Here is a 12,268-nt window from a genome sequence, read left to right on the forward strand (position 1 = left end):
GTCCCCTGAATTCCACCACATAACAGGAGCAGCACGTGGCCAACCAATCCCTACGCCAGTCGGAGATCGATAGTCTCCAATACATCGCGTCGATGGCCAATGAGCTGGTGCAGATGGCCGAAGCAAGCCGTTTCCCCATGATCTCCTATCTGCTGGGCATGGCTTATGCCGAGGCCTTCGACGTCCTTCGCGGCGCCCGGCCGGCCAGGCATCCGCAGCTCAGCGGCAATCCGATGCACCCCAAGGCGCAGGCGAAAGACAATCGCGCCCAGCCGAGGAGGGCATAGCCAGATGAAGCCATCATCTCCATGCGTGACCGCGCGCCCCCGGGACGTGCGCTGCAAGTCCTGCTGCCGTCCTTGAGGAAGGCCGCCGTCGGTTTGACCGTATCGAGATGGCCCATTTGGTTGGAACACGCGGACGCAGAGGCAACATCATCCAAGGCCGGCCGATGCCGCCGCGATCGCTGCAATGATCGCCCGCAGCCCGCCGAACCGGCATTTATGCAACGACGATCTGAGGGGAATCCACAAATGAACATGATCGCACCCATCAAAAGCGCCGACATCGGCGAAAGCGTCTTCAGCCGCCTCCATGCCCTGATCGCCAGCCGACCGGCATCGCCGGATGCGGCGCGCCTTCAAGCCCGCCAACTGGTTTCCACGGCAATCGCCGACACCTGGCAGGCCGACAGTCTCTGGGGCGCGGTGGACGCCTTCCATGCCCATTTCGACTTCATGATGCAGACCATCGAGATCAACGGCGCCGGCGATCCGAACCTCAGGATCCTGCGCACGAGATGCCGCTTCTACCTCGAGCAGGTCGAGGCTCTGTGTCTGTCGATGAGCTATCGGTAGGCCGATCGTTCGACCTTGCTTTGATCCATGTATGTCGTTTCTCCCGAACCGGGTTCAGTTTTGGGCGGCATGCATCAATTCCGAAGGCTGAATACGAACGGCGCCGTGCGGCTGACGCGCGAACCCAGCTCGGGCGGCGGCGCCGGCACGGTGGCGCCCTGCAGCACGGCGAGCGCGGCGCGGTCGAGGTCGGGATCGCCCGAGGAGCGGACGACGCGCGCCGACGTCACCCGGCCTGAGGCGTCCACCGTGAAGGTGACGTTCGCATTGCCTTGCGAGCGTCGCGATTTCGCGGCGCTCGGATAGCGCGTATGCCGCTTGATCCATGACAGCAGCCGCGATTCCCATTTGGCCGGGTTGACGCCGGACGCCCCGGACGCCGATTTCGGCGCGGCTGTCCTGACGGCGGGCTTTGCCTCCGCGCTCGCGGCGGTTACCGTCTTCGGCGGTGCCGTCTTCTCCTTCTTCGGCTTGGGCTTCTCGACGGGCTTTTTCACCTTGGCCTGCACGGGTTTTTTTTCCCTGGGCGTCTCGACCGGTTTCGGCAGCGGCAGCGGCACGGCGACGTCGGGCGCTACCGTCTCGGCGATATCAGGGACGACCTCTTCGAGCGGTGGTTGGTCGACCGGATCAGCCGTCGCCGTCTCAGTCGGCTCGGCCGCATCAGGCGGTGGGGCATCCGTCTCGGCAACGGGCTCCGCTTGCTCGGCCACTTCCTCGGGCTCGGCTTCGGGCGCCTTCTTGGTCTCCTCGACCGGCTCGGCCTGGTCAGGCACAGCGGCGTCCAGCATCGCGGCCAGTTCGGGCACAGCCGGCGTCACCACCATCGGCGCCATCTCGATCGCCATTGCCGGCGGCGGCCCGCCATCCGCCGGGTCGACCGGGCTGAAGCCCTGCACCGCATAGGCGACCGCAACATGCGCGCCAAGCACCAGCGCGGCCGCAACCGCCCACAGGCCGAGGTCGCGCCAGCCGAGGCGTAACAGCTCCACCGTGGGCGAGGCGGCCGCTTGCCCGGTCATGGACCAGCGGCTCCGCCTGGCGCCGCTGCGGGAGCATCGCCGGCGGGCGCAGCCTCCAGGCCGACCAGGGCGATCTTCAGATAGCCGGCGCCGCGCAGCAGGTTCATCGCCTCCATCAGGTCGCCATAGGCAACCGACTTGTCGGCGCGAAGGAAGATGCGCGTCTGCTTGTCGCCTTTGGTCCTGCCGTCCAGCGTGGCGGCGAAAACCTGGCGCGGCACGGTTTCGTTGCCGATCGCCAGCGAGAGATCATCCTTCAATGTCAGGAACAGCGGCGTCTCGGGCCGCGGCGCCGGCGTCGCGGTCGAGCCCGGCAGGTCGACATTGACATCCACTGTCGCCAAGGGCGCCGCGACCATGAAGATGATCAGCAGCACCAGGATGACGTCGATGAAGGGCGTGACATTGATCTCGTGGCTTTCCTCGAGATCGTCGTCCATGGTCTGACGGATGCGGCTGCCCATGGTCTTGCCCCGCTACTGCGCCGCCAGCGCCGTTGCCGGCGCCACCGTGCGGAAATCGAGGTCGCGGCTGACCAGCCGCTCGACGCCAGCCGAGGCGTCGGCGAGGATCTGTCGGTAGCCGGCTATCGAGCGCGCAAAGACGTTATAGATGACGACGGCCGGTATCGCGGCGACGAGCCCCATGGCGGTGGCGAGAAGGGCTTCGGCAATGCCCGGCGCCACCACCGCCAGGTTGGTGGTCTGCGCCTGCGAGATGCCGATGAAGGCGTTCATGATGCCCCACACGGTGCCGAACAGGCCGACGAAAGGCGCTGTCGAGCCGATCGTCGCCAGCAGTCCGGTGCCGCGCGACATGCGTCGCGCCGCCGCCGCCTCGATGCGTGACAGGCGCGAGGCCACCCGTTCCTTCAGCCCGTCGCCGCCGGCATGGTCGAGCGCGCCGGCCGAGAGTGCTGCTTCTTCCTCCGCCGCCCGCACCAGCAGGGCGCCGGTGCCGCCGTTACGGCCGAGCGCATGGCTGGCCTGCTTCAGCGTCGCGGCATTGCCGATGGCGCGCGCGGCGCGACGGGCGCCGAGCTTGCCGGCAAGCACTTCCAGCGATTTGGCCAGCCATATCGTCCAGGTGACGAGCGAGGCGAAGGCCAACCCGATCATCACCGCCTTGACGATGATGTCGGCAGCCATGAACATGCCCCATGGCGACAGATCGTGCGGCAAGGTGAGCGCCGGCGTCGTCGAGGGCTCGGCCGCCGTGCCGGCCTTGGCTTGCGGCTGTGCAGGCGCCGCGGCTCCCACGGGGGCGGCAGGCGCGGCCGGCGCATTGAGGGCAGGCGCCGATGGTGCCGGCGCCGTGGTGGTGGCGGGCACGCCGCTTGCCGGCTGCTCCTGTGCCGAAGCGCTGGCGGCCGTCAGCATGGCGGATGCAAACAGGGCTGCGGCCAAACCGGTTCTCGACATCGTCTTCTTCCTTGTTCTCACAGCCACCAGCCTTTCCTCGCGACAGTCCCGAAGCGTCACTGGACGTAGCCGACGGGCTGGCCGGTAAGGGGGTGCGCGAACACGCCCATCTCGACCCCGAAAATGCCCTTGAGCACATCGCCTTGCATGATTTCGCCGGGCGTGCCGCGCGTCAGCAGCCTGCCGTCCTTCAGGGCAATCAGCTCGTCGCAATAGCGCGCCGCCATGTTGGGATCGTGCAGCACCACGACGACGCAAAGGTTGCGCTTGCGGCTAAGTTCCCTGACCAGCCCAAGCACCTCGACCTGGTGGGCAATGTCGAGCGCCGAGATAGGCTCATCGAGCAGCATGACGCCGGCGTCCTGCGCCACCAGCATGGCGAGCCAGGCGCGCTGGCGCTCGCCGCCCGACAGCTCGTCGACCAGCCGGTCGGCAAAGCCGGCCATGTCGGTCAGATCAAGCGCTTCCTCGACATGCCGTCTGTCGTCCTGGCCGAAGCGGCCGAGCGCGCCATGCCAGGGATAACGTCCGAGCGCTGCCAGCTCGCGCACGGTCAAGCCGGTCGCCGCCGGCGTCGTCTGCGGCAGATAGGCAAGCGCCCGCGCCAGTTCGCGCGCACCCCACTGCGCCAAAGGCCGCCTGGAGAAGGTGATGGCGCCAGAGCTTGCCGGCTGCTGGCGCGCCAAAAGCTTGACCAGCGTCGACTTGCCGGACCCGTTGTGGCCGATCAGCCCGTAGACGCGCGCGCGTTGCAATTCGAGCGAAACCGGACCGAGCAGCGTCCGCTCGCCCACGGCAAAGCGCACCGCGTCGATGTGGAAAGCAGTCTGGCTGTCGGCTCCGGTCAAGGTCCATCTCCAGTATGGCTGCGAGCATCAATCCGATTTTCGGGCAACCGTACCCGGTTGACTATGAAACATGACTTTGCTAGTCAACAATTAAGTCGAGTTTTTGCGTCAACAAAATATCGTGACGCCTGATGCCGCTTTGAATTTCAGGCAACGAAGCGTTTCCGTGAAGCGATGAACCGCTCTAAGGTCTTCGCTGAAACAGGAAACCGCGCATGATCAAGGCGACACCCTTCGATTTCCCCTATGACGGCAGGCTTGTGGCCGAGAACACCGCGCTGGTCGTGATCGACCTGCAGCAGGATTTCCTGTCGACGACGGGTTACTTCGCCAGGAAGGGATATGATCCCTCGCCGTTGAGAGCGATCCTGCCCGCGGTGAGTCGGCTGATCGCCGCTGCCCGCGAGGCGGGCGTCAGCATCGTCCATACAAGGCAGGGCTACCGGGCCGACATGGCCGACATGACACCTTACGAGAAATGGCGCCGCGGGCGGGCCGGCCTCGACGGCACCGAGATCCTGCTTCGTTCGGGTCCGGGTTTTCAGATCGTTCCGGAAATCGACGTCGCGCCGCAGGACATCATCGTCGACAAGACCTGCAACGGCGCCTTCACCTATACGGATTTCGAGCTCGTGCTGCGCGCGCGAGGCATCACGCATCTTCTGTTTTGCGGATGCACGACGGATGTCTGCGTGCACACGACGCTGCGCGAAGCCTGCGATCGCAACTTCCAGTGCCTGACGATCTCCGACGCCTGCGCCAGCGGCGACAGACGGGCGCATGAGGCGGCCCTTCACATGGTGACGGTCGAAGACGGCGTCTTTGGCGCGCTGGCGGATTCAGGTGCGGTCATCGAAGGCCTGTCGCGGCTGGGTGGCGAGGATCGCCAATAAATTCCGTTCAGCCCGTTGCCCGTGTTTCCAGTCCCGTGCGCTGCGCGAAGGCCCCGTGCTGGAATTCGCCGTCCTCGCGCCGCGCCAGCGAATTGCGCAGCAGCGCGATCGTCTCGCGGCCGACTGTCGCGATCTCGCGCGGCGTGTCGACGCCGACGATCATGAATTCATCGATGCCGAGAGCCGCGTAAGCAAGCAGCGACAGGGCGGCCTGGGCCGGCGGACCGGAGACATCGACCGCCTTGTGCCCTGCCGAGGAAACTCCCCGGTGGATGCGGACCGGAAGCGCGAAGCGCAGTCTGGCGGCCCGGCCATGTTCGGCGGCGGCGCCGCGCACCCGCTCCATCAACCGCCTGACATCGTCGATCGAACCGGGCGCCAGTTCGAAGACGTCGGCATGCCGGCCGGCCACTCTCAGCGCCGTGCCGGATTGCCCGCCCATGCGGATGACGAGGTCGGCACCATGTGGCCCCTTGCGCGGAACAAAGCCGCCCTTGATGCTGTAGAACGCGCCTTCATGGTCGAAAGGCCGCTCGTTCGACCATAGCCGCTTCAACAGAACCAGATATTCGTCGATGCGCTGCCAGATGACACCGTGTCCGACCGGACGCGTTTCGGCATCGTCGTCGCTCAACGGCTCGCTGATCATCCTGAGCGCCAGGCGGCCGCCGCTGCGGGCGTCGATCGAGGCAAGCTGCCGCGCCGCCACGGTCGGTTCGACCACGCCGGCCCAATGGGTAAGGACCACTTCCAGCGACGAGCTGCGGTCCAGCACCTGGGCGGCAAGATCCATATTGGTGAGCAGGCCGGCCGGATCGTCGACCACGAGGTTGCGGAAACCGCCATCCTCGATCAGCGCCAGCCTGGTCGCCGTCTCAGCAAAGTCGTAGAAAAAGGAAACTGCGCTATCGGCAGGATGGGTGTTGCCGGGGACATGCGTAAATTCGATCGGCATTGCCATCTCCTCCATCTCTGGAATCACGGATGCGGTCAAATACGAATCAATGGCGCACACGAAAGCGCACCGCGATCCGGTTCATTCAACTCCGATTGCCTGAAGGCGGTGGGTCGTCAGCCTGGCCGGACCACGGCTCAGGGAATGAGGCCCAGAACAACAGCCCCAGTGAACACGAACGCAAGGGCAAAGACGACATAGGCGAAAGCGCCGGCATAGGCCGGGCGAAAGCTCTGGGCATTGGCCAGCCTCTGGCCGCTGCTGCGGGTCTCGGTGTTCTGCATATAGGACATGTCGACCTCCGTCTCGGCGGTTAATCTATAAAAGTTGTAGACTTTGTCGATTGCTATTTTTCGGCCATGCGCAGAATTTTTTTCTAATAGTGCCGTGAAAATTGGCGCTGAGTTGCTGCAGAGCGGCATCGACCTAATCGACGGACATGGCAGTGTCGGTTTCGCTTCCGGCGCTGGACGGCGCCTCACTTGCTGATCCATTCGTGCATTGGCGCGCCCCGCGCGGGCAGGATAGCATCGCGGCAGAGCGACAATGCGAGATCGTCCAAAGGACATTTAGGAGGAGCAGGGAAATGGGAGCAAGACTGGCCGGCAAGGTCGCCATCGTTTCGGGCGGCGCGACGGGAATGGGCGGGGCGGCCTCGGAACTATTCGCGGCGGAAGGCGCAAAGGTGGCGATCATCGACCGCAATGGCGAAGCGGCGGCAGCCACCGCCGCGGCGATCCGGGCGCGCGGCCAAATCGCGGAGCATTTTGTCGCCGACGTTTCCGACGAGGCGCAGGTCGAGGCGGCCGTGAAGGGCGCGGCCGAGAAGTTCGGCGCGGTTACCGTCCTGTTCAATCATGCCGGCACCATCGTGATAAAGCCGTTCCTGGAGACCAGCGTGCAGGAATGGGATTGGCTGCATGCCATCAACGTGCGCTCAATGTTCCTGATGACCCGCGCCGTGCTGCCCGGCATGATCGCGGCCGGCGGCGGCTCGATCGTCTGCACCTCATCGATCTCAGCGGTGGCGGCGACGCCGAACGAAGTGCTCTACGACACCACCAAGGGCGCCTGTCACATGTTCGCGCGCGCCATCGCCGTGGAGTTCCGCGACCGCAACATCCGCTGCAACGCCGTCTGCCCCGGCTTCATCCGCACACCGCATGGCCTGCGCGAGGTCGCCGATCTGGGCAAGCTCGGCGTCGATGTGTCCGACGCGGCGTTGGCTGCACAGCAGGGGCGGATCGGCGAACCGGAAGAGGTGGCAAAGGCGGCGCTGTACCTCGCCAGCGACGAGTCGAGCTTCGTCAACGGGGCCCATCTGTTCGTCGACAATGGTTTTACCGCGATGTGAGGTGTCCCACGGTCCAGGGTCTTCATCCCAACCCCTACTCGTCTATCGTTCTTCCCGTCTAAACGGCTTCAGCAGCGCCGACGGCGCCACCGCATTGCGCGACATCACCGCCATGGCGACGATAGTGAAGATGAAGGGCAGCATCAGGAACGCCTCGTAGGGGATATGCCCGAGACCACTCGCCTGCATGCGCAACTGCAAGGCATCGACAAAGGCGAATAGCAATGCCGCCCCCGCCGAGCGCCACGGATCCCAGCGGCCGAACACGACGAGTGCGATCGCCACCCAGCCGCGCCCGGAGACGACGCCGAAGGTGAAGGCGTTGAACTGCGCCATCGACAGGAAGGCGCCGGCCAGCCCCATCAGCGCGCCACCCAGGATGACCGCCTGGAATCGCGTGGCGATGACGCTGACGCCGGCCGAGTCCGCGGCTCGCGGGTTTTCGCCGACCATGCGCACCGACAGGCCCCATGGCGTGCGATAGAGCACGAAGGCGGCAAGCGGTATGGCCAGGATCGCCATGTAGACCAGTGTGAACTGGTTGAACACCGCCGGGCCAAGCACGGGAATGTCGGAGAGGATCGGGATCGGCAACGGCTGAAAACCCTTGATGCTCGGCGGCACCGATTGCTGGCCGAAGATCAGCCGGTAGAGGAAATAGGCCAGACCCGACGAAAGCAGCGTCACGCCGATGCCGCAGACATGCTGGCTCAAGCCCAGCGCCACCGTGAACAGCGCATGCAGCGCCCCCATCAACATGCCGGTAAGCACCGCCGCCAGGACGCCCAGCCACAGGTTGCCGCTGAGGCTGGTGGCGGTGAAGCCGGTCATGGCCGACAACAGCATGATGCCTTCGATACCGAGATTGAGCACGCCGGCGCGCTCGGAGAACATTTCGCCGAGCGTGGCGAAAGCCAAGGGCGTGGCGATGCGGATGATGGCGGCCAAGAAGCCGACCTGGAAGATCTGTTCGAACACCGCGCTCATTGGGCGGCTCCGACGCGGCGGATGCGATAGGCGGTGAACAGCAGCGCCACCAGCATGGCAAGCAGTGCCGTGCCCTGGATGACATCGCTGAGGAAGGCCGGCACGCCGGTCGCGCGCGACATCGCCTCGGCGCCGGTCATCACGGCAGCCAGGAAGATCGCCGCCGGCACCACGCCGAGCGGGTTGAGCCGCGCCAGCATGGCAACGACGATGCCGGAATAGCCGTAGCCCGGCGAGATGTCGCTCATCACTTGAAAATGCACCCCGCCGACCTCGCCGACGCCGGCGAGCCCGGCTAGCGCGCCGGACAGCAGCGCCGACGAGAGCAGCACCCGGTGGACATTGATGCCGCCATATCTGGCCGCTTCCGGATTCTCGCCGGTGACCCGGATCCGGAAGCCGAGCGTGGTGCGCACGATCAGGAACCAGATCAACGGTGCCGCGATAAGTGCCGCGATGACGCCGAGATGCAGCCGCGTGCCCTCGATCAGCACCGGGAAATTGGCCGAATCCTCAATCGGCGGCGAGATCGGATAGCCGCTGAAACTATCCTTCCACGGCCCTTCGATCAGCGCCATCAGCGCGTAATAGATGACCGAATTGAGCAGCAGCGAACTGACGACGTCGTCGACCTTGAATTTCACCCGCAGTGTTGCCGGCACGAGCGCGACGGCTGCACCGGCCGCAGCGCCTGCCAGCGCCATCAAAAGCATGGCGAGCGGTCCCGGCATCGGGATCGCGCCGACGAAGCAACTCGCCACCGCGCCAGCGAGCAATTGCCCTTCGGCGCCGATGTTCCAGAATTTGGCGCGGAAGGCGACAGCTACCGCCAGCCCGGTGAAGATCATGGGTGCGGCCCGCACCAGCGTTTCGGTGATCGCATAGCTGTCGCCGAGCGACGCCGTGAACATAACGCCGTAGGATTCAAGCACGCCGGCGCCGGCCAGCGCGATCAGGCCGCTGCACAGCACCAGCGCCGCACCGATCGCCAGCAGCGGCAAAGCCAGGTTGAACCAGGCAGGCGTCGAGCTGCGGACTTCGAGGCGGAACATCAGCTATGGCCCTCCGCCCCGGTCATCAGCAGCCCCAGCCGTGCGATCGTCGCATCGGCGCTGGGAAGCGTGCCGGCGATGCGGCCCTCATACATCACCGCGATGCGATCGCACAGCACGAGCAACTCCTCCAGATCCTCGCCGATGACGATGATGCCGCAGCCCTTGGCGCGCATGTCGAGGAATTTTTCGTGGATGAAGCGGGCGGCTCCGATGTCGAGGCCGCGTGTCGGCTGCGAGACGACAAGCACCTTCGGATCGAAGGCGAGTTCGCGCGCCAAAAGCGCTTTCTGCAAATTGCCGCCGGACAGCGCGCCGGCGCGCGTCATCGGTCCGGGGCACCTGATATCATAGGCCTTGATCTGCGCCTCGGCGAAGGCGCGGATCGCATCCGGCTTGAGCAGGCCCTTGCTGCTGAAAGCGGCGGTGCCGATGCGCGGCAGCACCATGGAATCGGCGAGCGGCAAATTGGTGACCAGTCCCGTCGTCATGCGGTCTTCCGGGATGCGGCCAAGGCCCAGCGCCTGCACCTCGCGCGGCGAGAAGCGAGACACTTTCTGTCCCGCAATCGTCATCAGGCCTGCATCGGGGGCTCGCACGCCCGAGATCACCTCCGCCAGTGCCCGCTGGCCATTGCCGGAAACACCGGCAATGCCGAGGATCTCGCCGGCGCGCACGGAAAGCGACACATCGCGCAGCGGCGTGCCCGAATGGCTCGAGGTGGAAATGCCGTCGAGAGTGAGCACCGCTGCCCCCGGCGTCGACGGCCCCTTGGCCGGCGGCACGATCTCGTGGCCGCACATCAGTCGCGCCATTTCCGCTGACGTGGTGTTGGCCGGATCATCGACGCGGCCGGCGACGCGGCCATGCCGCAGCACCGTGCAGCGGTGGGTGAGCGCGCGCACCTCGTTGAGCTTGTGCGAGATGAAGATGATGCCCAGACCCTGCGCCGCCATCGACCGCAAGGCCGAAAACAGCCCGTCGACTTCGCTCGGCGCCAGCACCGCGGTCGGCTCGTCGAGAATCAGCAGTTTTGCGCCACGAAACAGCGCCTTGACGATCTCGAGACGTTGCTGCTCTCCGACAGACAGCGCCGAGACCGGCAGGCTGGGATCGAGTGTCAGCCCGTGCTGGCGGCTGATTTCGGCCAACCGCGCCAGTCCGCCGGACCGGTCGATCCGTCCGGACTTGCCTGGTATGCCGATAAGCAGGTTTTCCAGCACCGTAAGCCGTGGCGCCAGGTGAAAATGCTGGTGCACCATGCCGATACCGGCGGCCAGCGCATCGGCCGAACTGGTGATCCGCACCTTCCGGCCCTGGATGAGGATCTCGCCGGCGTCGGGCGCATAGGCGCCGAACAGCACGTTCATCAGCGTCGTTTTTCCGGCGCCGTTCTCGCCCAGCAGGCCGAGGATCTCGCCGGGCGCCACGCTGAGGTCGACGGCTTCGTTCGCCTTGACGGCGCCGAAACTCTTGGTGATGCCACGCATTTCGATGAGGGGGGCGGGCAAGGGGGAATCCTGGTGAGAATTGGCTTTGCGATTCAGTCCGATAGGGATGCGCTGCACCCCCCTCTGGGTTGCCGGCCATCTCCCTCTCAAGGGGGGAGATCAGATGTCACTTCGGCTTTCGCCAATCTGCACCGTTTGAAGAGACAAGCACCGCCGGCGAAGCTGCCAATCTCCCCTCGAGGGGGAGATGTCCGGCAGGACAGAGGGGGGCGCCACGCGCCAACCCCTCAAATAGCGACACTCAATCCGAGACCGGCGTATTCTCGTCGACATCCACCCGGAAATTGCCTTCGAGAATCTCGGCCTTCTTCTTCTCGACCATGTCCTTGACCTCGGCTGGCAGCGTCTTGTCGAACTTATGGTAAGGCGCGAGGTGAGAACCGCCCTTGGCCATGCGCGAGAAATCGCCATAGTCCTGCGCCGTGAAGACGCCGGCCTTGACCAGCTTGATCGCCTGTTCGACGGTCGGATACATGTCCCAGACCGGGCCGGTGATGACGGTGTCGGGACCAAGGCTCGACTGGTCGGACATGTTCGAGATGGCGTAGATCTTCTTCTCAACCGCCGCTTCGATGACTCCGAAACGCTCGGCATAGATGACGTCGACGCCGGCGTCGATCTGCGCCACCGCCGCTTCCTTGGCCTTGGGCGGGTCAAAGAAGGAACCGATGAAGGCGACCTTCTTCTTGATGTTCGGATTGACCTCCTTGGCGCCGGCAAAGAAGGCGTTGACCAGCCGGTTCACTTCCGGAATGCCCATCGCCGCGACGGCGCCGATCGTGCCCGACTTCGACATCTTGCCGGCGATCATGCCAGAGAGATAGGCGGGCTCGTGGATCCAATTGTCGAAGACGCCGAAATTCGGCTCCGCCGGCCCAGCGCCGGAGCCGAACAGCCAGGCAGTCTTCGGGAACTGCTTGGCCGTGCGGCGCGATTCACGCTCGGCAGCGAAGGCATCGCCCAGCACCAGTTCATAGCCGCCCTGTGCATATTCGCGCATGACGCGGCTGAAGTCGGCGGTCTGTACCTTCTCCGACCATTTATACTCGATGCCGAGTTCCTTCTCGGCCTTCTGCAAAGCGACATGGATCTGGTTGTCCCACGGCTCCTCGATGGGCGTGGCGAAGATCGCCGCAACCTTCAGTTTCTTGTCCTTGGCGAAAGCGGCACCCGGCAGCATCGCCGCAGCCAGGCCAAGCGCGCCCAGTTCCAGCACGTTGCGCCGCGAAAGGCCTTCGCGCGTCGAATGAGATTTGTTCTTCCGGTTTTCCATTGCAGTCCCCTCTGTTCGACAGCCGTGTCGAGCCGGCCGTTCTAAAAATCAGACGGGGAATTATGGAACGGGTCCGGACTTTTGTCCACATGGTC

The 12,268-nt window shown here is 65.1% G+C and carries 14 protein-coding genes; 4 read left to right on the forward strand and 10 right to left on the reverse strand.

What is annotated here, in order from left to right; all coding sequences use genetic code 11:
- The first annotated feature begins 35 nt into the window (after positions 1 to 35).
- Together FJ964_RS12335 and FJ964_RS12340 are read left to right on the forward strand one after the other, a co-directional pair.
- Complete coding sequence (locus FJ964_RS12335) at positions 36 to 287, forward strand: hypothetical protein (RefSeq protein WP_140550645.1); 252 nt, start codon at positions 36 to 38, stop codon at positions 285 to 287.
- A 246-nt stretch (positions 288 to 533) separates the two neighbouring features.
- The gene (locus tag FJ964_RS12340) at positions 534 to 857 is read left to right on the forward strand and encodes a hypothetical protein (protein ID WP_140550646.1); all 324 of its coding nucleotides are present in this window, start codon (positions 534 to 536) and stop codon (positions 855 to 857) included.
- A gap of 74 nt (positions 858 to 931) precedes the next feature.
- Here the strand turns inward: FJ964_RS12340 and FJ964_RS12345 are convergent, their stop codons facing one another.
- From FJ964_RS12345 to FJ964_RS12360, 4 genes are read right to left on the reverse strand one after another with little or no spacing between them, the layout of a single operon-like run.
- The gene (locus FJ964_RS12345; protein WP_140550647.1) at positions 932 to 1,879 is read right to left on the reverse strand and encodes an energy transducer TonB; all 948 of its coding nucleotides are present in this window, start codon (positions 1,877 to 1,879) and stop codon (positions 932 to 934) included.
- The gene (exbD, locus tag FJ964_RS12350; protein ID WP_140550648.1) at positions 1,876 to 2,343 is read right to left on the reverse strand and encodes a TonB system transport protein ExbD; all 468 of its coding nucleotides are present in this window, start codon (positions 2,341 to 2,343) and stop codon (positions 1,876 to 1,878) included. The genes FJ964_RS12345 and exbD overlap by 4 nt, the downstream gene beginning before the upstream one ends.
- 12 nt (positions 2,344 to 2,355) lie before the next feature.
- Positions 2,356 to 3,300: a tonB-system energizer ExbB gene (exbB, locus tag FJ964_RS12355; RefSeq protein WP_140550943.1), complete on the reverse strand. Its 945-nt coding sequence runs from the start codon at positions 3,298 to 3,300 to the stop codon at positions 2,356 to 2,358.
- 56 nt (positions 3,301 to 3,356) lie between these two features.
- Complete coding sequence (locus tag FJ964_RS12360) at positions 3,357 to 4,148, reverse strand: ATP-binding cassette domain-containing protein (RefSeq protein ID WP_140550649.1); 792 nt, start codon at positions 4,146 to 4,148, stop codon at positions 3,357 to 3,359.
- Between the two features lie 215 nt (positions 4,149 to 4,363).
- On the opposite strand from FJ964_RS12360, the gene FJ964_RS12365 reads away from it, so the two are divergent.
- Positions 4,364 to 5,041, forward strand: coding sequence for an isochorismatase family cysteine hydrolase (locus FJ964_RS12365; RefSeq protein WP_140550650.1), 678 nt, complete (start codon positions 4,364 to 4,366; stop codon positions 5,039 to 5,041).
- Positions 5,042 to 5,048: 7 nt separating this feature from the next.
- On the opposite strand, the gene FJ964_RS12370 is transcribed toward FJ964_RS12365, so the two are convergent.
- Positions 5,049 to 5,996, reverse strand: a complete 948-nt coding sequence (locus FJ964_RS12370; protein WP_140550651.1) for an LLM class flavin-dependent oxidoreductase — start codon at positions 5,994 to 5,996, stop codon at positions 5,049 to 5,051.
- Positions 5,997 to 6,133: 137 nt separating this feature from the next.
- Positions 6,134 to 6,289, reverse strand: coding sequence for a hypothetical protein (locus FJ964_RS12375; protein WP_140492547.1), 156 nt, complete (start codon positions 6,287 to 6,289; stop codon positions 6,134 to 6,136).
- Between the two features lie 293 nt (positions 6,290 to 6,582).
- Between FJ964_RS12375 and FJ964_RS12380 the strand changes: the two genes are divergently transcribed.
- Complete coding sequence (locus FJ964_RS12380) at positions 6,583 to 7,350, forward strand: SDR family oxidoreductase (RefSeq protein WP_140550652.1); 768 nt, start codon at positions 6,583 to 6,585, stop codon at positions 7,348 to 7,350.
- A gap of 42 nt (positions 7,351 to 7,392) precedes the next feature.
- On the opposite strand, the gene FJ964_RS12385 is transcribed toward FJ964_RS12380, so the two are convergent.
- The 4 genes from FJ964_RS12385 to FJ964_RS12405 form a co-directional block, all read right to left on the reverse strand.
- A complete protein-coding gene (locus FJ964_RS12385) occupies positions 7,393 to 8,337 on the reverse strand; it encodes an ABC transporter permease (protein ID WP_140550653.1) in 945 nt (314 codons plus the stop codon).
- Positions 8,334 to 9,389, reverse strand: coding sequence for an ABC transporter permease (locus tag FJ964_RS12390; protein WP_140550654.1), 1,056 nt, complete (start codon positions 9,387 to 9,389; stop codon positions 8,334 to 8,336). Before FJ964_RS12390 ends, FJ964_RS12385 begins: the two co-directional genes overlap by 4 nt.
- Positions 9,389 to 10,900: an ABC transporter ATP-binding protein gene (locus FJ964_RS12395; RefSeq protein WP_140550655.1), complete on the reverse strand. Its 1,512-nt coding sequence runs from the start codon at positions 10,898 to 10,900 to the stop codon at positions 9,389 to 9,391. The genes FJ964_RS12390 and FJ964_RS12395 overlap by 1 nt, the downstream gene beginning before the upstream one ends.
- 241 nt (positions 10,901 to 11,141) lie before the next feature.
- On the reverse strand, positions 11,142 to 12,173 hold the full coding sequence (locus FJ964_RS12405; RefSeq protein WP_140550656.1) for a BMP family protein: 1,032 nt from the start codon (positions 12,171 to 12,173) through the stop codon (positions 11,142 to 11,144).
- Positions 12,174 to 12,268 lie beyond the last annotated feature (95 nt).

The organism is Mesorhizobium sp. B2-3-2, assembly GCF_006442295.1.
In the GTDB taxonomy this organism is placed as follows: Bacteria; Pseudomonadota; Alphaproteobacteria; order Rhizobiales; family Rhizobiaceae; genus Mesorhizobium.

Bases quoted from the DNA above. Each gene is read 5' to 3' on its own strand.
- FJ964_RS12345 (WP_140550647.1), bottom strand. From the start codon at position 1,879: ATGACCGGGCAAGCGGCCGCCTCGCCCACGGTGGAGCTGTTACGCCTC.
- FJ964_RS12370 (WP_140550651.1), bottom strand. From the start codon at position 5,996: ATGCCGATCGAATTTACGCATGTCCCCGGCAACACCCATCCTGCCGAT.
- FJ964_RS12365 (WP_140550650.1), top strand. From the start codon at position 4,364: ATGATCAAGGCGACACCCTTCGATTTCCCCTATGACGGCAGGCTTGTG.
- FJ964_RS12385 (WP_140550653.1), bottom strand. From the start codon at position 8,337: ATGAGCGCGGTGTTCGAACAGATCTTCCAGGTCGGCTTCTTGGCCGCC.
- FJ964_RS12390 (WP_140550654.1), bottom strand. From the start codon at position 9,389: ATGTTCCGCCTCGAAGTCCGCAGCTCGACGCCTGCCTGGTTCAACCTG.
- exbD (WP_140550648.1), bottom strand. From the start codon at position 2,343: ATGGGCAGCCGCATCCGTCAGACCATGGACGACGATCTCGAGGAAAGC.
- FJ964_RS12340 (WP_140550646.1), top strand. From the start codon at position 534: ATGAACATGATCGCACCCATCAAAAGCGCCGACATCGGCGAAAGCGTC.
- exbB (WP_140550943.1), bottom strand. From the start codon at position 3,300: ATGTCGAGAACCGGTTTGGCCGCAGCCCTGTTTGCATCCGCCATGCTG.
- FJ964_RS12380 (WP_140550652.1), top strand. From the start codon at position 6,583: ATGGGAGCAAGACTGGCCGGCAAGGTCGCCATCGTTTCGGGCGGCGCG.
- FJ964_RS12375 (WP_140492547.1), bottom strand. From the start codon at position 6,289: ATGTCCTATATGCAGAACACCGAGACCCGCAGCAGCGGCCAGAGGCTG.
- FJ964_RS12405 (WP_140550656.1), bottom strand. From the start codon at position 12,173: ATGGAAAACCGGAAGAACAAATCTCATTCGACGCGCGAAGGCCTTTCG.